General features: G+C 41.2%; 24 protein-coding genes. 17 read left to right on the forward strand and 7 right to left on the reverse strand.

Annotated features, from left to right (window positions below; genetic code table 11):
• From WMO31_RS05655 to WMO31_RS05670, 4 genes are all read left to right on the forward strand, one after another.
• The gene (locus tag WMO31_RS05655; RefSeq protein WP_046431327.1) at positions 1–972 is read left to right on the forward strand and encodes a carbohydrate kinase family protein; all 972 of its coding nucleotides are present in this window, start codon (positions 1–3) and stop codon (positions 970–972) included.
• Between the two features lie 91 nt (positions 973–1063).
• Positions 1064–2056 carry an NADH-dependent methylglyoxal reductase gene (gene ydjG, locus WMO31_RS05660; protein ID WP_015523251.1) on the forward strand — a complete coding sequence of 331 codons (993 nt, stop codon included), beginning with the start codon at positions 1064–1066 and terminating at the stop codon, positions 2054–2056.
• A 141-nt stretch (positions 2057–2197) separates the two neighbouring features.
• Positions 2198–2950 (forward strand): DeoR/GlpR family DNA-binding transcription regulator, encoded by a 753-nt coding sequence (locus WMO31_RS05665; protein WP_015523252.1) that lies wholly within the window; start codon positions 2198–2200, stop codon positions 2948–2950.
• A gap of 403 nt (positions 2951–3353) precedes the next feature.
• A complete protein-coding gene (locus WMO31_RS05670) occupies positions 3354–4724 on the forward strand; it encodes a dicarboxylate/amino acid:cation symporter (RefSeq protein ID WP_021883444.1) in 1371 nt (456 codons plus the stop codon).
• 295 nt (positions 4725–5019) lie between these two features.
• On the opposite strand, the gene WMO31_RS05675 is transcribed toward WMO31_RS05670, so the two are convergent.
• Positions 5020–6144 (reverse strand): iron-containing alcohol dehydrogenase family protein, encoded by a 1125-nt coding sequence (locus tag WMO31_RS05675; protein WP_296059729.1) that lies wholly within the window; start codon positions 6142–6144, stop codon positions 5020–5022.
• A 236-nt stretch (positions 6145–6380) separates the two neighbouring features.
• Between WMO31_RS05675 and ade the strand changes: the two genes are divergently transcribed.
• The 11 genes from ade (at position 6381) to WMO31_RS05730 (ending at position 16994) form a co-directional block, all read left to right on the forward strand.
• Entirely contained in the window at positions 6381–8102 is a 1722-nt protein-coding gene (ade, locus tag WMO31_RS05680) for an adenine deaminase (RefSeq protein ID WP_195230115.1), read from the forward strand.
• Positions 8103–8626: 524 nt separating this feature from the next.
• Positions 8627–9073: a DUF2712 domain-containing protein gene (locus WMO31_RS05685; RefSeq protein WP_195230116.1), complete on the forward strand. Its 447-nt coding sequence runs from the start codon at positions 8627–8629 to the stop codon at positions 9071–9073.
• 118 nt (positions 9074–9191) lie between these two features.
• On the forward strand, positions 9192–9953 hold the full coding sequence (locus WMO31_RS05690) for a hypothetical protein (RefSeq protein WP_117847086.1): 762 nt from the start codon (positions 9192–9194) through the stop codon (positions 9951–9953).
• On the forward strand, positions 9940–10695 hold the full coding sequence (locus WMO31_RS05695) for a WxPxxD family membrane protein (protein ID WP_295246904.1): 756 nt from the start codon (positions 9940–9942) through the stop codon (positions 10693–10695). Before WMO31_RS05690 ends, WMO31_RS05695 begins: the two co-directional genes overlap by 14 nt.
• Positions 10682–11374, forward strand: a complete 693-nt coding sequence (locus tag WMO31_RS05700; protein ID WP_021883437.1) for a DUF2705 family protein — start codon at positions 10682–10684, stop codon at positions 11372–11374. Before WMO31_RS05695 ends, WMO31_RS05700 begins: the two co-directional genes overlap by 14 nt.
• Before the next feature lie 9 nt (positions 11375–11383).
• Positions 11384–12007: an ABC transporter ATP-binding protein gene (locus WMO31_RS05705; protein ID WP_021883436.1), complete on the forward strand. Its 624-nt coding sequence runs from the start codon at positions 11384–11386 to the stop codon at positions 12005–12007.
• Entirely contained in the window at positions 11997–12992 is a 996-nt protein-coding gene (locus WMO31_RS05710; protein ID WP_367999359.1) for a leucine-rich repeat protein, read from the forward strand. Before WMO31_RS05705 ends, WMO31_RS05710 begins: the two co-directional genes overlap by 11 nt.
• Positions 12993–13153: 161 nt before the next feature.
• Positions 13154–13291 (forward strand): hypothetical protein, encoded by a 138-nt coding sequence (locus tag WMO31_RS05715; protein WP_367999360.1) that lies wholly within the window; start codon positions 13154–13156, stop codon positions 13289–13291.
• A 284-nt stretch (positions 13292–13575) separates the two neighbouring features.
• On the forward strand, positions 13576–14763 hold the full coding sequence (locus tag WMO31_RS05720) for an HAD family hydrolase (RefSeq protein WP_367999361.1): 1188 nt from the start codon (positions 13576–13578) through the stop codon (positions 14761–14763).
• Between the two features lie 37 nt (positions 14764–14800).
• Complete coding sequence (locus WMO31_RS05725) at positions 14801–16264, forward strand: deoxyguanosinetriphosphate triphosphohydrolase (protein ID WP_367999362.1); 1464 nt, start codon at positions 14801–14803, stop codon at positions 16262–16264.
• Between the two features lie 58 nt (positions 16265–16322).
• Positions 16323–16994, forward strand: a complete 672-nt coding sequence (locus WMO31_RS05730; RefSeq protein WP_015523265.1) for a hypothetical protein — start codon at positions 16323–16325, stop codon at positions 16992–16994.
• Between the two features lie 310 nt (positions 16995–17304).
• Here WMO31_RS05730 and WMO31_RS05735 read toward each other — a convergent pair whose 3' ends face one another.
• From WMO31_RS05735 to WMO31_RS05755, 5 genes are all read right to left on the reverse strand, one after another.
• Positions 17305–18816, reverse strand: coding sequence for a recombinase family protein (locus WMO31_RS05735; RefSeq protein WP_002575864.1), 1512 nt, complete (start codon positions 18814–18816; stop codon positions 17305–17307).
• A gap of 94 nt (positions 18817–18910) precedes the next feature.
• Complete coding sequence (locus WMO31_RS05740; RefSeq protein WP_321118048.1) at positions 18911–19102, reverse strand: hypothetical protein; 192 nt, start codon at positions 19100–19102, stop codon at positions 18911–18913.
• 4 nt (positions 19103–19106) lie between these two features.
• Positions 19107–20051, reverse strand: a complete 945-nt coding sequence (mobV, locus tag WMO31_RS05745; protein ID WP_002575862.1) for a MobV family relaxase — start codon at positions 20049–20051, stop codon at positions 19107–19109.
• 173 nt (positions 20052–20224) lie between these two features.
• Positions 20225–20620, reverse strand: a complete 396-nt coding sequence (locus WMO31_RS05750; RefSeq protein ID WP_002575861.1) for a replication initiator protein A — start codon at positions 20618–20620, stop codon at positions 20225–20227.
• A 111-nt stretch (positions 20621–20731) separates the two neighbouring features.
• Positions 20732–21145 carry a cysteine-rich VLP domain-containing protein gene (locus WMO31_RS05755; protein ID WP_002575860.1) on the reverse strand — a complete coding sequence of 138 codons (414 nt, stop codon included), beginning with the start codon at positions 21143–21145 and terminating at the stop codon, positions 20732–20734.
• Positions 21146–21373: 228 nt separating this feature from the next.
• Here WMO31_RS05755 and WMO31_RS05760 point away from each other — a divergent pair, with 228 nt between their 5' ends.
• Complete coding sequence (locus WMO31_RS05760) at positions 21374–21637, forward strand: hypothetical protein (protein ID WP_002575859.1); 264 nt, start codon at positions 21374–21376, stop codon at positions 21635–21637.
• Between the two features lie 78 nt (positions 21638–21715).
• A complete protein-coding gene (locus WMO31_RS05765) occupies positions 21716–22516 on the forward strand; it encodes a helix-turn-helix domain-containing protein (RefSeq protein ID WP_002575858.1) in 801 nt (266 codons plus the stop codon).
• 80 nt (positions 22517–22596) lie between these two features.
• Here WMO31_RS05765 and WMO31_RS05770 read toward each other — a convergent pair whose 3' ends face one another.
• A complete protein-coding gene (locus WMO31_RS05770) occupies positions 22597–23817 on the reverse strand; it encodes an MFS transporter (protein ID WP_002584949.1) in 1221 nt (406 codons plus the stop codon).
• Between the last annotated feature and the right edge of the window lie 340 nt (positions 23818–24157).

Raw genomic sequence — 24157 nt, forward strand, 5'->3', positions numbered from 1 at the left:
ATGAGTAATACAGAGAAAAAACTTGATGTTATCTGTCTTGGCGCAGCGGTAGTTGACATTCCACTTCGTCCGGTATCAAGAGATATTTTTGATATCGAGTCATATCCGGTTGACAGAATTGCAATGTCTGTCGGCGGTGATGCAATGAACGAGGCAACAATCATTAGCCGTTTAGGCTTTAAAACAGGCATTATCGCTTGTATCGGTGATGACGCTGCAGGTCAGTTTATCCTTCGCTCCTGCGAGAAGGATAACATAGATGTTGAAGGCATCAAGATTGATCCGACAATCGACACCTCAATGAACATTGGTCTTGTAACCGATGACGGTGAAAGAACCTTTGTTACAAACCGCAATGGCAGCTTGTGGAAAGAAAACATTGAGCATGTTGACTTTGAAAAAATGAAGCAGGCAAAAATCCTTTCCCTCGCAAGTATTTTTAACTGTCCTCTTCTTGACGGCAAGACGCTTGTAAAGATTTTTAAAGAGGCAAAGGCGGCAGGTATGACAATTACCGCCGATATGATAAAGCCAAGACTCGGTGAAACTCTTGACGATATCAGAGAAGCATTAAGCTATGTGGATTACTTCTTCCCGAACTTTGACGAGGCTTGCCTTATGACAGGCGAAACCGAAGAATCAAAGGTTGCGGACAAGCTCTTTGAATGCGGCGTTAAGAATGTAATCATGAAGATAGGCAAGCGTGGATGTTACATCCGCAATGCCGCAGGAGCAATGATTGTTCCTGCCTGCAAGGGTGTAACCGCAATCGACACAATCGGTGCAGGCGACAACTTTGCATCAGGCTTTATTTCGGCACTTCTTCAGGGCAAGGATATCCGTGACTGCGGTATCTATGCTAACTGCACAGCGGCTATTTCGGTTCAGTATGTCGGTGCAACAACAGGCGTTCGGAACAAAGAAATGGTTGAAGAAATGCTTGAAAAGTATAAAAAAGATTATATCCTGTAATAGTAATAAATCTGTGACATTACGCCCTGTGTTCGTAAGAATGCAGGGCAACCCCCCACCAATATATTATTAAAGAAAGGGCAGATGCAAAATGAAGACGATGAAGCTTGGCAAAACAGGCATTGATATTTCAAGAATGGGACTCGGCACCTGGTCAATCGGCGGCGGCTCGGCATGGGGCGGCGACCACGACCTTCAGGTTGTTGTAGATACAATCCGTGAAGCTCCAAAGCTCGGTGTAAACCTTATCGATACAGCTCCGGGTTACAACTTCGGCAACAGCGAGAAAATCCTCGGCAAGGCTCTTGAGGGCATGAACCGTGAAGATGTTGTAATCATTACAAAGTGCGGTGTTACATGGGATCAGGAGATGAAGGGCGACCTTTTCAACAAGGTAAACGGCATTCAGCTTTATAAGAACCTCAACAGTGCTTCAATCAAAAGAGAAATTGAAGAATCACTCAAGAGAATGGGCACAGACTATGTTGATGTATATATGACACACTGGCAGTCAATCGAGGGCAGCGAGTATTATGTTCCGATTCAGAAGACTATGGAGGTTCTCAACGATCTCAAGGCTCAGGGCAAAATCAAGGCTATCGGTGCTGCAAATGTAGATATCAAGCAGATTCAGGAGTACCTCAAGTGGGGCGAGCTTGATATCGTTCAGGCGAAGTATTCAATTCTTGACCGTGGCATTGAGGATGAAATCATTCCTTGCTGTCGTGAAAACGGTGTTACAATTCAGGCTTATTCACCGCTCGAAATGGGACTTCTCTCGGGTACATTCCCAAGAGATTACAAGCCTGTAGGCGCACAGATTCCAAAGAAATGGTTCCAGCCCGAAAATATGCAGAAGGCTATGGATGTTATGGATCAGTGGAAGCCTCTTTGTGAAAAATATAACTGTACAATTGCTAACCTTGCTCTTGCATGGATTCTTGCTCAGGGTGACTTTATCAACCTTCTCAGCGGTTCTACTACTGTAGATCAGATTGCCGAGAATGTTAAGTCAGCCGAACTTGAACTTGATTCCGCTGATGTTGCAATGATGCGTGATATGGTTGAAGCTATCGACAAATAATTAAGGGTTGCTTAATACACCTTTGTGTATAGGGTGAAGGAATCCGCTCCCGATTGTTAAAATTATTGTAAAAACAGTCGAATTCCCTTTACTTTTGTTGATAATTATGTTAGTATGTAATAAAAGTTGAGGGAAATGTTTATGGCAAAGAGAATTGACGAAATCAGACAAAAGGTTGAAACCGAAGGCGAGGTTTTCGTCTCGGATTTAAGCAGAATATATAATGTAACCGAAGAAACTATCAGGCGTGATCTTGAAAAGCTGAAGAATGACGGTATCATTACCAGAACTTTCGGAGGAGCTGTTCTTAACACAACTCCTCAGAATGACAGAGTGCATTTCTTTAAACGCAAGGGAATCAACCTTGAGAGCAAAAAGAAAATTGCTAAGCTGCTTGTTGATAAATTTATCGGTGTGAATACGATGATGATTGATAACAGCACAACTGTTCTTGAGGCTGTTAAGCTTTTTAAGGACAATGAAAATCTTACCGCAATTACCTTTTCTGCACAGATTTTTCAGGAACTCGACACTTGTAAAATGAAGCTGGTTTCAACCGGCGGACTTTATGATGAAAAAACCCGTTCTTTCTACGGAAAACCTGCAAAAGAGGCTATGAAAAAGTACAATGTTGACCTTGTTCTCCTCGGATGCAAAGGGCTTGATATGGAAAGAGGCATAACTGATTCTTCCGAAGGTGAGGCTGATTTGAAGTCTGAGATGGCAAGCCGTGCCGAATGTGTGGTATTACTTGCAGACCATTCAAAATTCAACCATACTGCGTTTGTCAATTTTTTGGATTGGGATAGGATCGATTATCTGATTACCGACGAAAAGCCGTCACAGGAATGGCTTGAGTTTTGTGAGCAGATGAAAATAAAACTCATGTACTGATTTACCTTGTCCGGTACATAGTTTGAGCCAGTGCTTTTTATAATTTTACCCATTAAAGCTCCTGTTCTTTTTAATCAAAAACAGCAGGAGCTTTTGCGCTGTCAAAACTTTAGCAGATTTAACAGTTTTGAGAACGCAAAGAAATTATTTTTATTATTATTGGATAGTATTGTTAAATCTGAGTTGAATTTTAAACATAGTAATTATTTTATATATCACTATGGAAATTCTATTAATTACGGTTATTTTTGCAGACGGGAGACCAATCGGAGACGGTTCCCGTCACATTAAGGACACACCGATTAAATATGAGGATAGGATGTGCAAATATTCCTTGAGACAGTTTATTCGGCAGTTCCGCAATAAAGGGGTTACCCAAATTCACAGATAAGGAGATGTAAAAATGACAAAACAAAAGGAGAAGAAGAAAGCTTCAATTGTCAAGAAAATGATGATTGCCGTTGTCGCAGGTTTTGTAGTCGGCTTTATATGTCTGCTGATTAAAAGTGCGGTAATGGGAACAGACGGCGAAGGAGCCTGGAAAGTTGTTGAGGCAATTTTATTCCAGGATATCACCGCAACAAAAGATATCGAAGGACTCGGCTTGTTCTACATCGTAGGTCAGCTGTTTATGAAGGGACTTCAGATGATGATTGTTCCTCTCGTTCTTTGTTCACTGACACTTGCACTTTGCAGCCTTGCAAACCCAAAAAAGCTCGGTCGAATCGCAGGTAAAACATTTGTGTCATACCTTTGCTTCTATATCGTAGCAGCAGCTCTTGCAGGCGCAGCAGCTTATCTTGCAAAGAGTCTTGGTTGGTTCACAGTCAATCTTCCGGCACAACAGGCTCAGGACATTGTTACAATGGAGGGTTACAACCCGCTCGTTACAATTGTAAACGCTGTTCCGAGCAATATGATTAACGCAATGTCATCTAACAACACAATTCTTTGCGTTGTTGTTATCGCAATTATCTTTGGCCTTTGTATGACAAAGATGGGCGAAAAAGCAGATCCGCTCAAGAAAGTTTTTGAAAACATCAACGATATCGTTCAGATGTTCCTCAACTTCCTTATCAACAAGATTGCTCCTATCGCAATTTTCTGTATGATCGTAAGAGCACTCGCCGTTTACGGAATTGAGTACATTTCACCGACAATGATGTGGATTGTTGTAACAATTGTTGTAAGCCTCGTTCTTGTTTGCACAATTTACCCAATCGGTATTTTCATTACAACAGGACTTAATCCGTTTATTTTCCTTAAAAAGGCAGCAAAAATCGGTATGTTTGCAGCAGCAACAAACTCGTCTGCCGCAACGCTTCCGCTTAATAAGGAAACCTGTATTAACGAACTCGGCTGTTCCGAAGAAATCAGCAGCTTTGTTCTTCCCACAGGTATGACAATCAATATGAACGGTACAACCGCAATGCATATGATTGCCATTACATTCATCGCCACAGCCGCAGGCGTCAACATTACTCCTGCAACCCTTTGTCTTACAGCATTCCTCTCAATCTGCACAGCAGTCGGTACTCCGGCAATCCCTGTTGCAGGTACAACAATGGTTTATGTTGTAATGATGGGACTTGGCTTGAACTCAGATCTTTGTATGATTGGCTACTCGCTTATTCTTGCTATGAACTACCTCCCGGGTATGGCTGTTATCACACTTAATGTTATCGGTGACGCTGCTACCAATGTTATAGTTTGTGCAAAAGAACATTGCCTCAACAAAGAAATCTATAACAGCAAAACCCCTAAAAACAACTGATTTCAGTAAGATAACTCCAGGAACCCCCTTGTAAAACCGAACCGCCCTCGACAGCGCATGCACTGCCGAGGGCGGCTTAGTTTTACGGTGAGCCACCGTTCCCAGTTCGTGAAGATAGTATGGTATAAAAAAGACATATTATGCCCGAGCCTAACATTGCAACCGTTCGCACAATTCCGTATGGGCGGATATCATCCGCCCGCAGGTAATTGCAGAAGATTTATGATGAAAATAAACTGTATAAATGGGATACATTTACCGAAATAATGTAGCAGTCAGTTACAATTAAACTTCATTATTTATCAGCTAAAAATTCCTTGCCGGCTTTATCGGTTGCAAGAATTGCATTGATGAATGCGTCCTCGGTCGGATTACCCGGGACATACTTCCACTCAACAACGCTTGCGGCTTTGTGTGCAATTGCAGGCACATCATCCGGAGTAAGTGCAATTTCGCCGAGAGTGCAAGGAAGTCCGATACTGCGGTTAAATTCAAAAATTCTGTTTCGCTCCTCAAATTGTCCGTCATATGTCAGCAGACACAGCACACCGAATGAAACAATTTCGCCGTGCAGATGCTGCCGTTCACATTGCGGAAAGAGTGACGCACCGTAATAAACACAATGTGCGAGCGATGAATTGTAGTAATAATCCTCCTCGGGATTAGGATTGTTTTCGTGTACGGTAAAATTTGAAACAAGTCCCGCCGTGATAATAATGTCAAGCGCAACCTGCTCAATTGCCTCTGTCGGCACATTGTTTTTGCAGTCCTCAAGAGCTTTTTTGCCAAAGCTTATGAGCGGTTCGGTACTTGCGGAGGCAATTGCCTTGCCAAGCAACGGTGTGTGAATCATATTCTTTTCACGACACGCAAAAATTACTTCATATTCCTTTGAAAGTGCGTCACCGATTCCTGCCCACATGAGCTTTTCGGGTGATTCGGCAATAATTTTTGTGTTGATGAATGTGTGAATTGCAGGGGCTTTGTGGTACGAATATTCCTTGAAAGTACCGTCGGGATTGTACATTACCGAAAGCGAGGTGCATGACGCACAGTTTGATGCAATTGTCGGGAATGTGAACAACGGTTTGTTATATAAAGCACAATAGGTTTTTGCCGTGTCAACAGCTCGTCCGCCTCCGATACCGAACACCATATCAGCCTTTTGCACAGACGGATTGTTCTTTATTTTTTCAACATTTTCATAGCTGGAGTCACCGCCGTACCATACAAAATCAATGATTTCAATGTCAGAGCCTTTGATGCCTTCAAGCAAAGCCTTTTTTGATTTTTCCATAGCTGTTTTACCGCCGACTGCAACCGCCTTTTTGCCGTACGGCTTTACAATTTCGGGAATCGCCTTGTAGCAATCAACTCCCACGCTGTAACTCGGTAAAAATTCGCTGTATGTGTGTGACATAATTTATCCCTCCGAAAACAATACTTATAAATAAATTATATCACCGCAGTTTGTGTATTTCAATACATTAGCACAATAAATTGTTAAAATTATTATTGCCTGACAGATGAAAATATGCACACATCTTATGCAATTTAGCAAAAAATTGCGAAGAATATTCGTGAAAAATACTTATGGAAATGGCTTTTGCAAAGTGCTATAATCTTGTAAATATATATAAGAAGGGCGGTGCTTTTATGCAGGAAATATACGGACAGAAAACAGACAGACAGCTCGCAGCAAAGCAGAGACTAATTGCAGTTGCGGCAGGCAGGGAAAAGGCAGACCTTGTTTTAAAAAACGCAAAGTATCTTAATGTGTTTTCAAATGAATTTTTGTGCGGTGACATAGCCGTTGCAAACGGACTGATTGCCGGCGTCGGAAAATATGACGGCAAAACAGAGATTGATGTCAGCGGAAAACTCGTTCTCCCCGGCTTTATTGACGCACACATTCACCTTGAAAGTTCAATGGTGACTCCTGCTGAATTTGCAAAGGCAGTTGTTGCCCACGGCACAACCACAGTTATAACCGACCCTCACGAAATCACAAATGTAATGGGCATTGACGGAGTTGAATATATGATTCAGGCATCGCAAAATTTGCCGATTGATGTTCATTTTATGATGCCGTCATGTGTGCCTGCCACAGAAATTGACGAGAGCGGTGCGGAGCTTGACTGCAAGGATATTGACTTGTACTTGGATAATAAAAAGGTACTCGGACTTGCAGAGATGATGAACTATGTCGGTGTTATCAACGGCGATAAAAATGTGCTTTCAAAAATTGTCACCTCGCAGGCTCATCACAAGAAGATTGACGGCCACGCTCCTGAGCTTTCGGGCAATGACCTCAACGCATACATTGCCGCAGGTGTCTATTCCGACCACGAGTGTTCCACCTTTGAAAATGCCCTTGAAAAGCTGAGAAAAGGTCAGTTTATTATGATAAGAGAGGGTACTGCCGCTCATAATCTCAAGGCGCTTATGCCGCTTTTGACTCAGCAGTATTACTCAAGGTGTATGTTTGCAACAGATGATAAGCATCCAAGTGATTTGCTCTATGGCGGTCATATTGACTACATCGTAAAACAGGCGCTGAAAAACGGTGCAGATCCGATTGTTGCCCTCAAAACAGCAACCCACCATGCCGCAAGATACTTTTTGCTCAATAACAAAGGTGCGATTGCTTCGGGTTATCTTGCCGATATTGTTGTTGTCGATAATCTTGAAGATTTCAATGTTGAAACTGTTTTCAAGTGTGGCAAGCTTGTTTTTGACGGCGAAGTTAAGGACTTTTCTGCTCCCACAGTTGATGAAAAGCTTGCCGAAAAATGCTTTGACACTTTTCATCTTGACAGCGTAACGCCGAGCAGTTTCAAGGTTGACGGAAAACTCGGACTTATCGGTCTTGTCGGCGGTGAATTGCTCACACGCAATCTTGGCACAGCAGATAAAATTGATGTGGAAAACGATATTCTGAAAATTGCCTGCATTGAGCGTCACAAAGGCACAAACCATATCGGTGTCGGCTATGTTAAAGGCTATTCGCTGAAATCGGGTGCAGTAGCAACCTCGGTTGCCCACGATTCGCACAACATTATCACAGTCGGCTGTAATGATGATGATATAGCCGTTGCCGTGAACGCAATCAAGGACAGCAAGGGCGGTATCGCAGTTGTTGAAAACGGCAAAATCAAGGCTCTGCTCGAACTCCCGATTGCAGGCTTGATGTCCGATGAACCGCTGACAACCGTAAATGAAAAGCTTGAAAATGCAAAGTCATCTGCATATGAACTCGGTGCGGATAAAAGCATTGATCCGTTTATGACTCTCTCGTTTCTAAGCCTGCCCGTTATCCCAAGCTTGAGAATAACCACCAAAGGTGTGTTTGATGCGGAAAATTGGAAAATGCTCTGATGTGCGGAAGTTTTTAACAATACAATAAAATATCAAATAATTTAAACAGGAAAACAAAAAGCGTATTTGTCACTTTGTTTTCCTGTTTTATTTTGTAAAAGGGCTATAGTCATTTTACAGTCACTTTGCATTTGTATAATTTAAATATAAAAGAAATTGGTTGATTAAAACAAATAGCAATACAATATTAAATAATAGCCATTGTGCAATATTTACAAATTATTGTGTAAAAATTTGTCGTAAAAATTACCTGATTTGCTTGAAATATTATTAAAATGTGATATAATAGCATTATAAAGTCAATGTATAAAAAGTATTGCAATAATAATTACAGAACTTATTGAAGTGTAACCTACTGAATTTTCAGTTGTATGCGACTAAAGATGCAATAACTTAAAATTAAAAACATAAAAATATTATAAATAATTTAAACAGATAAACCGTGCATTTGCGTTTGTTTAAATGGTAAATCTGTACAATGGCTTGTGAGGAGGTCTGGATATTAAGAAAAATGAGGTGACGAAATGAAATTCTATAAAAGATTATTAGCAATGGCAATTGTGGCAACCGTTTTTATTTCTGTTTTTGCATTTGGTGCAACGGCATACGGCTCGGATAACGATGTTCCGTTCTTGGTGCAGGTTCCCGGAAATCAGAAAAAAGGGTATTCAAAAGCTGAATACAGAGGTAGTTCAGGACCGGAAGTTCCTTGGAAAGTAGATTTTACTTTCTCAGAAGAAGGTAGAGGTACCATAATGTACTTCTATCTTTCAGGTCCTTGGTATGAAAAAGTGTCAAATGTGAAATCTGTAAAACAGGGAACTGGCTGTAAATATTTTGCTGCGTATGATTCCGCTCAAAATATGGATGTTGGACTTGCTATTAAGAACAATAACAAGGAAGATAGCAATAAGTATAATGTTGCAGGTTATTGGGATGAAGAAACAGATAAACACAAATTTTCATACTAATAAGTTTTGCTGCTTTTAAAAATTACTGTTAGTTAATTAACTTTTATTTCTCATAAGTCATTTGCAGATTTACTATATAACTATATAACGAATCAGCCTATAAATTGAGGTGAAAAATATGTCATATTATATTACCCGAATATTTAATAACAAACTTAAATTAGGAGTTATACTTTTTATTTTTGTAGCTCCGATTTTAGATATATTGATGGCTCTTGTAGATGTGTTCAAAGGAGCATCTGTTCCTGTTCCCGGATTAGTTACTTTTTTGGGATCTTTCATGACGGCAGGACTTCAAGGCGTGTTGACAGGGTATTTACCGTTGTTCTTGGCAATTATTGTTGCGGATGATTGCATTGAAGATTACAGAATAGGATACAAAAATATTCTTGTCACCAAAAGAGGTAAGAATAAGTATTTTGCATTAAATATGCTTAAAAGTTTTACTGTTTCATTTTTTGTGCTTATAATTCCTCTCTTACTCAATCTTCTTATGGTGCATATTGTTTTTGCGGGAGGTACATATATTCCTGATGATGTGGAAATGCTGAAATCTGAACCCAATCTACTTCAGTCTTACAGCAATCCGATGTTTTATAACATACTTTATATTCTTGTTTTTTCATTCATTGGCGGTATTGTGGGAAGCGGTGCAACGGCACTTGCAATGGCATTTCCAAACAGATTTATTCTTTATCCGTTAGCTTTCATATTATGGTATATATCGACTGCCATCAAACCGTCTATCATAGGAGCATTAACCCCGTTTACTGTGTATCCTTTATCACATTATACTTTTACAATTATTTTTGTAGTAGCAATAAATATAGTTGCTGTTCTGTTTTCGTTCTTTAAGGTGACTAAGTATGATCAGGTGTAAATTAAAAAAGTATGCAATCATACTTCCGCTTTGTGCAGTGTTTTTCACTATGCTTTGCACATACACATATTTGCGATTTTATAATTATTTTAATTCGGATTATGCTGAGAAGTTAAGCCCAAAAGGTGTTTTTTGCAGAGTTGCAGGTAACGGAGATTTTAATGCATCAGGTAATGTTGCTTGCATTTTCATAGTAGTGTTTGTTCTGTTTTTGTTTTACATATTTACCGATGATAATGTAAGTTACATTGTAAGACTGAAATCGAGAGCCTCTTTTGTTACAAGAAGAATTGCTGATTGTGCGGTATTTGCTTTTCTGTTTTCATTTTTGATAGAAGCAGTCAGCGTAGTTGCGGCACTCATCTGCTTTGACATTAACCTGATTTTAGAATCGAATTTTCTGCAATATTCGGCACTTGAACTTTTGACTTTGTTTTTGTTTTATTTCAGAGCAGGACTCGTTATGCTCTCATTCGGAATAATCATTTCTCCAAAAGTTGCTCCAATTATCACCATAGCTCTGATTTTTACAGAGTTTTTTGCAGATGTAGCTTTTATGATAAGCAGGGTATGGCTTCCGTTCAGAGATGCCATAGTGGTGTCAAAACTTATGAACGGCGAAATGGTTCTGTCGGATATGTGGGGCATTATATTAAGAGCATTGCTTATGATGTTTATGCTTATCTTCTCTTCCTACTTTTTGTATCAGAAAAAGGATGTTTTGAGTAATGTTAAAAAGTAAGCTTGTTTTGTCGATAATACTGATTGTTGCGTGCTTTGCTCAATTGTTCAGTTGTGTATTTCAGGGAGATTTTCAAAATGCCTTTATGATTGGTTTAGCTCCAAGCGATTACGGTCTTGAAATTACAAAATTTCTGCCGCTTTTGCTACCCGTATGTTTTATTCTCTTCTTTACAAGCGGCTCAATTGAGAACCTTAAACAAGGCTACGGCAAGATGTTGATTGTACGCAATTATTCAAAAACAGTGCTGATTTTAAAGCGTTGTCTTAACAATTTTATAGCATTGATTTGCATTGTTTTGTTCCAGTTCATAATCTTTTTTGTTGCAAGAGAAAGTATGACTCCCGTTGAAAGCGGAACTCTTAAATCTTTGATTATGTACTTTCTGACAATTTTTTCGCTGATAGTTATTCAGTCTTTGCTTGAAATCAGTATTCCTGCACACATTGTGAACATAGGAATTTTCACCTATTGCTTTATTGCGTACTATTTGGTTCAGAATTTCGTTGACGCACCGATTTGGAAAATGCTTCTCTTTCCGAGCTTGATGTTCGGAATGCAGAACGGTGCTGTGTCGGGCGAGAGCATTTACTACGGATACCTGTTATTCATAGTTGCGTTAAATGCTTTGTGCATTTTCATTCTGAATTTGAGATTTAAGAAAACCGATATTTTTTGAGGTGATATTATGGTAGAAATAAAAAATTATTGTAAAAGTATCAAATCAAGACCGATTTTAAATAATGTAAGTTACAATTTTGAGTACGGCAAAATCTACGGAATTTACGGACACAACGGTTCGGGCAAAACTATGCTTTTGAGAGCAATTGCAGGCTTGCTTGTTCCCGACAGCGGCTCTGTTGTGATTGACGGAAAGGTTTTGCACAAGGATATGTCGTTCCCTCCGAGCATAGGCATCGTGATTGAAAATATGAACCTGTTGCCCCAGTACAATGCTTTTGACAATCTGAAAATCCTCGGCAAAATCAAGAAAACCGCCACCGATGAGGATATAAAAACAGCGCTTGAGCGTGTTGGATTAAAGTCCGATTTAAAGGTGAAAAAGTTTTCGCTTGGTATGAAACAGAGGCTGAATATTGCTCAAGCTGTGTTTGAAAAGCAGAAAATAATCCTGCTTGATGAACCGACAAATGCACTTGATAATGACGGTGTACAGCTGATTTACAAGCTTCTTAAAGAAGAAAAAGAAAGAGGTGCGCTCGTGGTTATCACAACTCATCACAAAGAGGATTTGGAAGAAGTTTGTGATGTTGTTTTGAAAATGACAGAAGGTGAGCTGCATGAAAAGTAAACTGTTTACTCATAAATTTTTCGTTGTTCTTTGCATCTCGGTTGTCGCTTTGCTCGGATTGTCTTTCCTTGCCAGAGCGACAATCGTAAATAACAGATTTGAACAAATGGCTGTTGATGAAAAATATAGTCTAAAGGATTCTGCCGACGGTCAGTTTTCAATTCAGTTTCAAGACGATGAAAACGGAAATTTTTATGCCACTGTCTGCTTGTTTCGGGGCGGATATTACGGCTTGGACGATGCGTATATTCCTACTTCATATGATGAAAATACAAAGATAACAGCTATTGAAAAGGAAGCTTTCAGCGAATTTGATTGTCTTAAAAAAGTTGTTATCCCCAACGGCATTTGTGAAATCAAGGATGACGCATTTAAGGATTCAAAAAATATAACGGAAATTTATATTGCGCCCTCCGTAAACAAGATTGCAAAAACCACTTTTGACGGCATTGACAACCTTACGATATATGCCGAAAAGGGTTCTTATGCTGAAAAATTTGCGGTTGAAAATAAAATCAATTATAAAAACTATACGACCGAGCCTGAAAATCCGGAGGCTAAAAATACCGATTATTCAAAAATCAGAAACGGTGCGTATTACGGCGAATATTATAATTATGATGTTATCTATGATGACGGCAAGCCCGTGTGCGTAATAACTAACTATAACCCAATGTCGACAGAGGAAAAGCTTGAAATTCCTGCACATATTGACGGCTTGGATGTGATTTCAATTGCAGATGATGCAATAAATTACGGCGGTGCAAAGGAAACAGTCGTTCCCGACACAGTAAAATTCATAGCCGATAATGCGTTCAAAGAATCCTACTCCCTTGAGGATATCTACCTGACCAAAAATGTGTCCTACATAGGAAAATCTGCCTTCAAAGATTCAAAAGACCTAACAATACACGCCCCGACAGATTCCTATGCACACACCTTTGCGACCGAAAATAAAATAACTTTCAAAGCTACAGACGATTAAATCCGATAAGCAATGAATAAATCTTTAAATTTACAGCCCTGTACCCATTTGCAGGGCTGTTTTTTTCAAGCAAATGGTAGATAATGGTACAGTGACCTTTGGTATAATGTTGATAACAGGTTGAAAGAATTATAAATTTAAAAATGCAGGAGGATTTTATCATGCCAAAACAGAAAGCATATGGATTACTTGGAATATTTATAATAACATACTGGGATAAAAGTCGAAGAATATTTGATGAAGGAAATTTAGTTTATTATACAGGAGAACATATTGCGAAGATATGTTCTCCTATTTGATTTGTGTAAAAGTATTAATAGCTGATGTAAACAATGAATAAAAAAATTGAAAAGTATTGCAAAATATTGTTATTAGTGGTATTATAAAGGTGAATGATATATATAGCTTGCTGTAAATTGAATTGCATACTAAAATAAATTTGTAGGTATTATTTTGTAAGTCAACATTCAAAAAAATAACATCTGATTGACGAACCAAAGAAGAATGAGTTTTTATTGTGTGATATATTATCACGCAATAATTTTTAATAAAAACATATAACAATGAAAGTGAGGATTATTAGATGACAACTCAAGAATATCAAAGAAAGCAAAAAGAAGGCAAGCCGGTATTGGCGATATGTTATGATTTCGATAAAACGCTATCTCCGGATGATATGCAGGCGCAGGGATATATTCAGTCAGTAAATTACGATGTTAAAAAATTTTGGCTTGAATCTAATAAACTTGCTGAAGAAAACAAAATGGATCAAAATTTAGCCTACATGTATAAGATGATGGTTGAAGCAGAAGGAAACTTTGTGTTTAACAGAAAGAAATTGGAAGAGTATGGTTCCAAAGTGAAATTATTCTCCGGTGTAGCCGAGTGGTTTGAACGAATCAGAGATTATGGAATTAGAAATGGTGTAATAGTTGAACATTATATTATTTCTTCCGGTTTGAAAGAAATGATTGAAGGAACTCAGATAGCCAAGAACGGCGCTTTTGAAAAAATCTATGCAAGCTCATTCTATTTTAATGAAAAAGGAGTAGCAAAGTGGCCTGCTCAGGTTGTAAACTACACCAATAAAACTCAATTTCTCTTTAGAATTGAAAAAGGCGTGTTAGATGTGAATGATCCGTGTGTTAATGATTATTTTGCACCGGAGGATATAAGAGTGCCGTTCAGAAATATGGTGTATATCGGTGACAGCGATACAGATATTCCGTGTATGAAATTGGTGAATACATACGGCGGACATTCAATTGGTGTTTATAATCCGGACACAATTGATAAAAAGAAAGTCTATAAAATGATGAATGATAACAGAATAAAATATTTTGTTCCTGCAGATTATTCTGAAGGAACTGAATTAGATTTACTCATCAAATCCATCATAGACAGAACAGCATATAATGAAAAACTTGAAAACTACCATTATGAATGTAAGAATGAAGCAGAAAATGTTAATAAGAATTGTATTCAGACCGACGAAGAAAAAGCAAAAGAAGATTTGATATATGCATTGGAAAACAGTTCTGACTTTATCAGTACGCACACGATTGTAAAAAAATTGAGTGTATATAATGAGTGGTCATCCGAACAAATTAAATTATTATTTGAGATTGCTGTTAGTAACAATCAAGTGCTATGGATTTTAAAAGACCATGATATAAAAGCTTTTTATTTAGATTTGTTGCAAAAGGTAGACACACCTGATGACAATGTAAAAAAGGTACAGGATATATTCAAGTTGGAAGATAAAGCATAGAGATGTAGTTCATTAAGAAAAAGAAGGTGTAAACAATATGGATTGGAAAAAATTATTATGTGAAAAGCGTCAATGCAATCAAAGTAATAAAAATAATAAGAAAAATAATAATGATATGCGTAATGAATTTCAAAAGGACTATCACAGAATAATCGGAAGTGCTTCTTTTAGAAGATTACAGGATAAAACACAGGTTTTTCCTCTTGATAAAAGTGATTTTGTCCGCACAAGGCTTACGCATTCGCTCGAAGTTGCTTCGTTCGCAAAATCTTTGGGACAGTCGTCTTTTTTGTACATTATAGATCATATAGACAGTTTTAAAAATAAAAGTGGCTTTCGTTCTGAATTTGAACCTTCAAATGAGGATATTAATAAAATTTGCAGTATTCTTGAATGTGCGGGATTGATTCACGATATAGGAAATCCGCCTTTCGGGCATTTTGGCGAATATTCAATAAGAATATGGTTTAAGAATAATCTTGAAAACTTAAAAATTGGTAAAAATTATGTCAAAGATTTGCTCAATGAACAGATGTGTAATGATTTTTACAACTTTGAGGGTAATGCACAAGCGTTAAGACTTTTAACAAAACTGCATTACCTTGTTGACGAAAATGGAATGCATTTAACATACGCTCTTTTAAATACAATTGTAAAATATCCTGTTTCTTCATGTGATATTAATACCAAAAGCGGAGATATCAAGAATAAGAAAATGGGGTATTATTATGCAGAAAAGGACTTGTATGATGATATAAGTGAATCCACAGGAGCTGTAGGTTGCAGATATCCGCTCACATTTCTGCTTGAGGCGGCTGATGACATAGCTTATCGAACAGCGGACATAGAAGATGCTGTAAAGAAAAATTATCTGACATATGATATGATTCTTGAAGAACTTAAAAAAGATGCATATCTCAATATGTGTAAAGGTGAGGAAAAAGGACACTATTTGGATGCTGTAAAAACACTTGAAAATAAATATGAAATTGCAAAAAGCAAGAAAATTGCCAATCCGGATCTATATGCGGTACAAAATTGGATAGTCAGTATACAGGGCTTTTTGATCAGTTGTGCAATATATGGATTTACATCAAATTATATTGACATTATGAACGGAACATTCAAAAGTGAAATATTAAAAGTGTCACATGGCAATGTACTTATGAAAGCTTTGGGGAATATTACAGCAGAAAAAGTGTTTGAGTCACAACATATCCAAAAGCTTGAAATATCAGCAGGTACAATAATAGATTTTTTGCTTGATAAATTTGTGAATGCGGCAATCAGTTACGATACCGAAATTGAGCAAAATGCGTTGGATAGACGCCTGATGAATATAATTTCACAAAACTATATGAGCGCATACAGACATCATTCCAGAGAAAAAACAAAGGAGGAAAAATTATATCTTCGTCTTTTGCTTGTAACTGATTATATATGCGGAATGACCGATACTTATGCAAAAACATTGTATCAGGAATTACACGGAATATCTTAATTAATCATTGTAATTTTCTTTATCGGTGACAGCTTTTTTGAAAGAAGAGAATTTATTTATGAAAGTTGCAGAAGTCAAAAAGGTACTTATACACAAAGGTGTTACAGAATTATTTCATGTGAATTCGGTAATAACGTCATTAACTTTTATCAATAATGGCGGACTATTGTCAAGAGAAACGGTTGAAAAATATAATCTCCCTCAAACAGATCAGCAAAGTGACGACATTGATAAAAAATTCAATATATACAATGACATATTCTTTGATTCGGTTGACATATATGAGCGTGCAAAGGATGTGAACAATTACGGCGTAATAACATTTGTTTATTCCGTAGATGTTTTGGATGAGGTTGCAGATTATGATATATGCATTACTCAGGAAAATCCTGCAAATTGGGATGAAGACATTCCTTATGAGGAACGATATTTCCCTGATGTTGACAGCTTGTATTATGGTTTTCATAAGGGAGATTTCGGTAATCATATTACCGTCAGAAATATAAGCAAACCGATTTCTTTTCAGTATTTGAAGAAGATTATTATTGATAATCCCGGAGAAGATGGACAAAAGTATTTTTCTCTGGCGTATGAGGCAATTAAGGATTCAATAGAAAATAACAACATTAATGTTCCGATAGAAATCCGAGAATGTCCTCCCAAATGTAAATGCCATCAAAAACATGAAACAAATATAAGATTTACATATCATAGGTTTAAAATCCGTTGATATAATTTGCAATATTTCTGTAAAAAGAAAAAGTCCCAAAAACGGCTTATCTAAGCCATTTTTGAGGACTTGTGTTAATGGGTTTACCCAGTGCCACGCTTGCGTGGTACAAACAACCACCCGCTATGCGGGTGTGCATAAAAAGTTATACAAAAAAATCACCAATCGTATTACAATAAGAATGTTCAAGTCTATTGTAAAAAAGAAAGGTGATTTTAATGGCAAATAAAACAAATAGTTTATCCCACACAAAAGTACAGTTTACAAGGGACTACACAGGGTAGGTATCTGACGGGAGGGGTGCCGCCAGTCAGATTTTCCATGTGATGTTCAAGCTGTCGCTTGTGGCGGCTATGGTGGTGATCATCAAATCCACCACACGCCGCTTGTCATCAAAAGATACATTCTCCCAGGTATCGAGGTAGCCGGAAATCTGGCTGACCTGTTCCGGGCTGATGGCCTCCACAGTCAACTCCGCTATCCTTGCCAGAAGTTCCTGCTTGCGCCCGTCCAGTTCCGCTATCTTCACATTCACATAGGAGAACAGGACATTGTTTGCCCCCGTCAGACTGTCCACCAGCTTTTCAATCTCGCTGTCTACATGGGCAAGTTCCACTTGCAGGGCGGTGATTTTCGGGTTTGCCTTTGCCGCTTTCTTTTTTCCTGTCAGCGTCTTGTAGCTTGCCAGCTTCTTTACCATCTGCTGATAAACAACCGCTTCCAGTTCCGAAGTGATGATTTTCCCACAGCCAGGACAGCTTTTATTGTCCAGCCGTTTCGTGCAGCGGAGATACTGTTTGCCGGAGGGATTGTAGATACTCATAAGAGCATACCCGCAATTCCCGCACTTGATTTTTCCTGCCAGCCATGTGTGGGTGGCTTTCCGGGCAGACTGGATTTTCATGTTGTTCATCAGCTTCTTGCGGCAGGTCAGCCAGGTGTCGGAGGGGACGATACCCTCATGGGGAGCCAGTACCAGCATTTGGTCTTTTAAGTCGTTTTTCTTGCTGGCCTTTACATCTCGCCCTTGATACAGATAGCAGCCGTTCATGCCCGTAAAATCGGCAACGTCATTGACAATGACTGTACCTTGACTTTTGAAAAATTCGTACACATCAAGGTCTGCCTGCACATAGACAGGATTGCGTAACATCTGCGCCAGCGTGGGGCGTATCAGCTCTTTGCCATGGAACAAAATCCCCTGTTCGGCAAAGTACCGGGTAATGTCCCCGTAGGAAGTTGTGGGCTGGGCGTACATCTCAAACATCAGCCGGATATTGGCCGCTTCCTCCGGGTTTACCACCAGCTTCTTTGTGTTGATACCGTCCATCTTGATAGGCTCCGTATGGAAGCCGTAAGGGGCTTTCCCGCCCATCTTAAAGCCCCGCTGACTGCGGGAGTAGTAAGCGTCCGTTACCCGCTTCTGTATCGTTTCCCGTTCAAGCTGGGCGAACACGATACAGATATTCAGCATGGCCCGTCCCATCGGCGTGGAGGTATCAAACTTTTCCGTAGAGGACACAAACTCCACATTGTACTGCTGGAACAGCTCCATCATGTTGGCAAAGTCCAGAATGGAACGGCTGATACGGTCGAGCTTGTAAACCACGACCTTTGCAATCAAGCCCCGCTTGATGTCCCGCACCAGTTCTTGAAACTTCGGACGGTCTGTGTTCTTGCCGCTGTACCCTTTGTCTGTGTATTCCTTGCAGTTACCGCCTTTCAACTCGTATTTGCAAAATTCAATCTGGCTTTCAATGGAAATGCTGTCCTTTTTGTCTACCGATTGTCTTGCATAGATTGCGTCTATCCGATTGTTCATATTGTCGCTCCTTTTCTTAAAAAAGAAACGGAGCTGCTGACAGTTCTATTATACCGCCAGCAGCCCCGCAAATCAATGATGGGTTTGGAAAACCTTATGTCCCGGCTTCCTCACTCTCCCGCTTGTCGGCGTACTTGCGGAACACCTCATAAAGCTGCTGTTCCAGTTCCCGGCGTTTGGCTGCTTCCTGTTCCGGCGTGAACACCGGGGAGAGATTTTCCAGTGTGATTTCCTTTCCCTGAAAAGTCACGATTTCGATTTCCTTTTTGTATCTGATATTACTTATAAGATCACCTTTCCTTTCCATGCTGCCGCTGTTGCCGTTTCAGTTCCGCTAAAATCTCCGGCGGGATACGGTCAACCAGCCGCCGCATATCGTCCAGTTCGCTTTTTAACTTCGCCCGTTCCATCGTGTCATTCATCTTGCCTTTTTCGCTGGCCTTTGCCCTGACTTCCAGCTTTTCATTTTCCGCTAACAAGTCATTGATTGTGACCTTGTATTTTTTCAGTTGCCCGGAGAAGTTCTCCATCTGCGGAAACCACTTTTTCAGCATGGAGAGGGCTTCCTCTTTCTTCTTTCCGGCGTTCAGCGGGGTAATGCCGGAGAGAACCGCTTCAATGGCCCTCGCCTGTTTGGAGAGGTTGACCGCCTGTTTGAACAGCCGGGTGGGGATATGCTTCCGGCCCGTCTTGCTGGCGCTTTCCCCACGCTCCAGGTCGGGGTACTGCTCCACCATACAGGCGTGAAAATCGTCCTGCCACTTCGTCAGATTGGCCCGGTTGCCGATAATTTCTTTGGCGCACAGGCGGTTGTCCTTTGTCAGCGGCACAAAGACCAAGTGCAGATGGGGCGTTTTTTCATCCATGTGTACCATAGCCGAAACGATGTTCTCCCGGCCCACCCGGTCAATGAGGAAGTCCGCCGCCCTCTGGAAGTAGGCCGCTATCTCCTTTGGGGACTTGCCCTTGAAAAACTCCGGGCTGGCGGTAATCAGCGTGTCCACAAACCGAGTGCTGTCCTTGCGGGTGCGGCATCTGGCCTGCTCGATGCGGCTCTGAATGAAATGGTAGTAGCGGCCATCCGGCTTGACGATGTGGAAATTGTACTTGCTCCGGCTGGTGTCAATGTCCGGGTTGCTGGCGTACTGCTCCTTTTTCCGTTCATGGTGGGCTTCCAGCGGCCCCGCCGGGTGGCCCTTGTGCTTCTCAAATCGCAAAATTGCGTGTTGTGCCATTGAACTCCTTTCCCCATTCCATTCCTTTCCGGCGGGTTTTCCCGCCGAAAATATCTCTGATAGGATTGGAATGGAATGAATGTAAATAGATGGTTTTAATCTCTGTATTTCTATATACCGTCAGATTTCCGTACTTCAAGAGGATTGATTTTCGTACTCGCCAAGTACGGTTTTCAGCCCTCCGGCGTACCATAACCGGATTTCTTGAAGTCGGTGTTTGGAACCGCTTCATAGGATTTCGGGTAAATGCGGTTGGGTTTTCCACAGCCCTGTTTCTGGATTTCCACCAGCCCCGCATACTGCAACTCCCGCAGGGTGTTGACCGCTTTCTGCCGCCCGCAGCGGAGCAAAGCGACCACCTCGCAGATGGGGTAGTACAGGTAGACCCGCCCGTACTCGTCCGCCCAGCCGTTCTTCCGGGACAACTCCGCCCGGCGCAGGACAAAGGCATACAGCACCTTCGCTTCGTTGCTCAAGGGCTGGAATGTGGGTGCTTCAAAAAGGAAATTGGGGAGCCGGGTGAAACTGAACGCCTTTTCCGGCTGGTGAATATAAATCGTGTTTGTCATAGCGTGTTTTGTGGACGGTTAGAGGCCCGTTTTCCGGGGCGAATGATAAATGATACCAGCCGCCCCGGTTGAGGGCTTGCGGAGCCTTGCAAATCAAGGCTTTTCCCGCTCTTAACTGTCCACAGCAGACCTCCTTTTCCGTTCACTTTCTGTTTTCTGCCGCCTGTGAACTCTGGCGGCGCAGTCCGGGCAGTATTTGCCCCGGTTGGACTTCGGGACGAACACACCGCCGCACTCCGCACAGCGTTTCAAGTCCCTGTCCCGGTAAATCTCCGCTTCCAGCGTCCTGTCCAGCGGCAAGACCGCCCAGCGGAACCACTTGCAGCAGACGGAGAACGAAATCATCTGCGGACAGGCGCAGGTGTCGCCATCGTCCAGCGCAAGGCAGTTTCCGTCCTCGCAGTTGCAGCACTCCCGGCGTATCAGGCCGCTGGCTCGTCTCTTCTGGGGCGGGGTTATGCGGTAGGGGGAGCCGTCCGGCCTGTGTTCCAGCGGCGGCAGGTGTTGATAGGGTCTTTTGCTCATGCGTCCCTCCGTTTTCTTTGGCGTGTTCTGTTTCCAAGGTGCTTGTCCATCGATGAACTATCCCAAGTCTACACCTTTTTGACCGCCTGTGCCGTATATCCAAGAGGTAGGAAATCAGCCTGAAAAACTCCCTATTTCCACGCTCTCGGATTTGTGATATAATCAAAAAAAGATAAAAGACAAATTCAGGTTTCTGGTCTTCTTGCACAAAATAAAGGAGGAGCTATTATGCAAATTGTTTATATTCCAAGCGAATCAATGTCTGTTCAAGGTAAAAAAGATGAAATCTATAAAAGATATGGGAAAGACTGGAATATTAGAGAACAGGGAGGAGGTAACGGAAATTGGTTGTTGACCAGAAAAAGTGATGTGCTTGTAGATGGAAAAAGTTATCGTACTTTTGTACTTGAACACTACGGTAAATCCAAGCTGACAGCGAAGCTTGTTGATAAATTTCGTGAAGATGTAGCAAATGGTAAAATAAAACTGTAAATGCCTATGCCGTTATGCTATGAGCATAGTACATAGCATAACGGCTTCTCTTTCGTTGAGCTAGCAAGGAGGGTGAATATGTCTTTATCCATACAAGAGCGATTAAAAGACCTACGTGTGGAGCGTGGCTTGACGCTGGGGCAGCTTGCGGAGCAGACCGGGCTTTCCAAGTCTGCGCTGGGCAGTTACGAAACGGAAGACTTCAAGGACATCAGCCACTATGCCCTTATCCGGCTGGCGAAGTTTTACGGTGTGACCGCTGATTATCTGCTGGGGCTGTCTGAAATGAAAAATCACCCAAACGCCGATCTTGCAGACCTGCGTTTGAGTGATGAAATGATTGACCTGCTGAAAAGCGGGAGGATAGACAATACCCTGCTGTGTGAGCTGGCGGCGCACCCGGATTTCCCCCGGCTGATGGCTGACCTTGAAATCTATGTGAACGGAACGGCACTGAAACAGGCGCAGGGTGCAAACGCCATAGTGGACACGATGAGCGCAACTGTTATAAAAAAGCATAATCCTGGCATGAGTGATACGCAGTTAAGACAGCTTATCACCGCCCATATTGATGAGGACGAGTTTTGCCGCTATGTGATACAACGGGACATAAACGGGATTGCCCTTGCTCTGCGGGAAACACACAAGGACGATTTTTTCAGCGTCCCAGAGGATAACCCGCTAAAAGAAATGCTGGAAACTGCTGGTGAAATCGTCAGCCAGGACAGCGACACGGAACAAGCGTACTTGGCGTTTATCTGCAAACGGCTCAAGCTGAATTTTAGGAAGCTGTCAGTAGAAGAACGGAAGTGGCTGAAAAAGATTGCGGAAAAATCCGACTTGCTGAAGAATCCAAAACCGCAGAGAGGACGAAGATAAAAAATGCCTGAACGGCGGTTCTGGTTTTTCAGAACCACCATCCAGGCATTTTGTTTAGTAATAGAAAAAGGTGCAGTTGATTATTGCGTATTGTCAATCTCTCTCAAACCGGGTAGTAAAAATACGGCAAGCGCAACGATGATAATGCCAATTCCGCAAATGACAAACCATTTCTCAACTCCCAGCCGCTCCGCCAGAGGCCCGGAAATGACAAGGCCAAACGGCATGGCGAGGGAAGCGGCGCTTGTCAGTAGAGAAAAAACTCTCCCCAGATATTCTGGTTTGACCGTTTCTTGAAAAATCGCATTTTGCACACCGTAAAATGGAGCGGAAATTCCCATAACAGTACAGCACACAACAAAGACAAGAAATGCGTCTGGCGGCAAAAGCCCGGAGAGCATATTGCTAACGCCCATCAGGAGAACGGAAAGACCGATGGTGTACCGCCGTTTCTTAAAACCGCCCCAAATGCTCAGAATGACTCCGCCAAGCAGCATACCAACCGCAAAAGCAATTTCAGCGGCAGAGGCATGGGCCGGTGTTCCTTTGAAGTATGACATACAGATGAGAGGAAAAAGCGTACTGATTGGCATATAAAAGAACATATAAATTACACCAATCCAGAGCAGAGCAAAGAGGCCCCTGTTTTGCTTTAATACCACATACCCCTCTTTCATATCCTGTAAAAACTGTTGTCTTTTCGTTTCTGGACATAGTTCAGGCGTTGGTATGGACGAAATCGCAACAGTCACACAGGCAAGGATTGCACCCACAATATCTAACAATATAATTGCATTAAGAGGCCAAACAGCATATAAAAACGCTGCGGCAGCTGGACTGATAATCGCACTTACTGCTTGCATGGTCTGCGTGTAACCAGCGCATTTTGTAAGTTCCTCTTTTGGCACAATCATAGGTGTTGCTGCGCTGAATGCTGGAGAATGAAAAGCAGTTCCCGCACTTCGGATTAACAGGACAACCATAATAGACCATACGGGCAATTCCATGTAAAACGCCACCAGCGCCAGAATACCGCCAGCGGCGGCAATTATCAAATCCGCACCAATCATTACGCTTTTACGGCTGTGCCGGTCAACAAAAGCACCTGCAAACGGGCCTAAACAGGCTTGCGGCAAAAATCCAATCAGTGTTGCCGCCGTCAATATGATTGCAGAATTAGTTTTCGCAACCAAATAAAAGATAATGGCCATTTGCAAAATACCGCTGCTAATAAAGGATATTGCTTGTCCGGCAAGAAGTGTAAAATAAGTTTTTCTCCATGAATTGTTGTTTTGGGTCATAATGCGAACCTCCTTTTTTATTGCATTGTTCCTTTGTTTCTGCAATAAAAAGCAGGCGTTGTCCCACAGAGAGGGCAGACGCCTGCATAACAACAAAGCACGAAAAAACACCACGATACAGTTCAAAGACTGCTCGTGTCAAACCTACGTGTTCCTTTGCATACGCACGCAAAAAAAGCCCACCATCATGTGGAAAGGTACTTCTACTTTTTATTGCTTATTAGCGTACACAAATTAACACACGTAAGCCTCCTTCCAATCTCAAACTGTCGCACAGTATAACACACATCCGATAGACTTGTCAACCATTTTTAACCTTGTTTTCCATCTTGTTTTTCCA

It is taken from the genome of Ruminococcoides intestinale (assembly GCF_040095935.1).
Taxonomy (GTDB): domain Bacteria; phylum Bacillota; class Clostridia; order Oscillospirales; family Acutalibacteraceae; genus Ruminococcoides; species Ruminococcoides intestinale.

Coding starts and splice junctions, on each gene's coding strand:
- WMO31_RS05755 (WP_002575860.1), bottom strand. CDS start 21,145: ATGAGCAAAAGACCCTATCAACACCTGCCGCCGCTGGAACACAGGCCG.
- WMO31_RS05675 (WP_296059729.1), bottom strand. CDS start 6,144: ATGTCACACACATACAGCGAATTTTTACCGAGTTACAGCGTGGGAGTT.
- WMO31_RS05720 (WP_367999361.1), top strand. CDS start 13,576: ATGACAACTCAAGAATATCAAAGAAAGCAAAAAGAAGGCAAGCCGGTA.
- WMO31_RS05730 (WP_015523265.1), top strand. CDS start 16,323: ATGAAAGTTGCAGAAGTCAAAAAGGTACTTATACACAAAGGTGTTACA.
- WMO31_RS05765 (WP_002575858.1), top strand. CDS start 21,716: ATGTCTTTATCCATACAAGAGCGATTAAAAGACCTACGTGTGGAGCGT.
- WMO31_RS05655 (WP_046431327.1), top strand. CDS start 1: ATGAGTAATACAGAGAAAAAACTTGATGTTATCTGTCTTGGCGCAGCG.
- WMO31_RS05695 (WP_295246904.1), top strand. CDS start 9,940: ATGATCAGGTGTAAATTAAAAAAGTATGCAATCATACTTCCGCTTTGT.
- WMO31_RS05715 (WP_367999360.1), top strand. CDS start 13,154: ATGCCAAAACAGAAAGCATATGGATTACTTGGAATATTTATAATAACA.
- WMO31_RS05705 (WP_021883436.1), top strand. CDS start 11,384: ATGGTAGAAATAAAAAATTATTGTAAAAGTATCAAATCAAGACCGATT.
- ade (WP_195230115.1), top strand. CDS start 6,381: ATGCAGGAAATATACGGACAGAAAACAGACAGACAGCTCGCAGCAAAG.
- WMO31_RS05710 (WP_367999359.1), top strand. CDS start 11,997: ATGAAAAGTAAACTGTTTACTCATAAATTTTTCGTTGTTCTTTGCATC.
- WMO31_RS05770 (WP_002584949.1), bottom strand. CDS start 23,817: ATGACCCAAAACAACAATTCATGGAGAAAAACTTATTTTACACTTCTT.
- WMO31_RS05690 (WP_117847086.1), top strand. CDS start 9,192: ATGTCATATTATATTACCCGAATATTTAATAACAAACTTAAATTAGGA.
- WMO31_RS05725 (WP_367999362.1), top strand. CDS start 14,801: ATGGATTGGAAAAAATTATTATGTGAAAAGCGTCAATGCAATCAAAGT.
- WMO31_RS05735 (WP_002575864.1), bottom strand. CDS start 18,816: ATGAACAATCGGATAGACGCAATCTATGCAAGACAATCGGTAGACAAA.
- WMO31_RS05665 (WP_015523252.1), top strand. CDS start 2,198: ATGGCAAAGAGAATTGACGAAATCAGACAAAAGGTTGAAACCGAAGGC.
- WMO31_RS05750 (WP_002575861.1), bottom strand. CDS start 20,620: ATGACAAACACGATTTATATTCACCAGCCGGAAAAGGCGTTCAGTTTC.
- WMO31_RS05760 (WP_002575859.1), top strand. CDS start 21,374: ATGCAAATTGTTTATATTCCAAGCGAATCAATGTCTGTTCAAGGTAAA.
- WMO31_RS05685 (WP_195230116.1), top strand. CDS start 8,627: ATGAAATTCTATAAAAGATTATTAGCAATGGCAATTGTGGCAACCGTT.
- ydjG (WP_015523251.1), top strand. CDS start 1,064: ATGAAGACGATGAAGCTTGGCAAAACAGGCATTGATATTTCAAGAATG.
- WMO31_RS05700 (WP_021883437.1), top strand. CDS start 10,682: ATGTTAAAAAGTAAGCTTGTTTTGTCGATAATACTGATTGTTGCGTGC.
- mobV (WP_002575862.1), bottom strand. CDS start 20,051: ATGGCACAACACGCAATTTTGCGATTTGAGAAGCACAAGGGCCACCCG.
- WMO31_RS05670 (WP_021883444.1), top strand. CDS start 3,354: ATGACAAAACAAAAGGAGAAGAAGAAAGCTTCAATTGTCAAGAAAATG.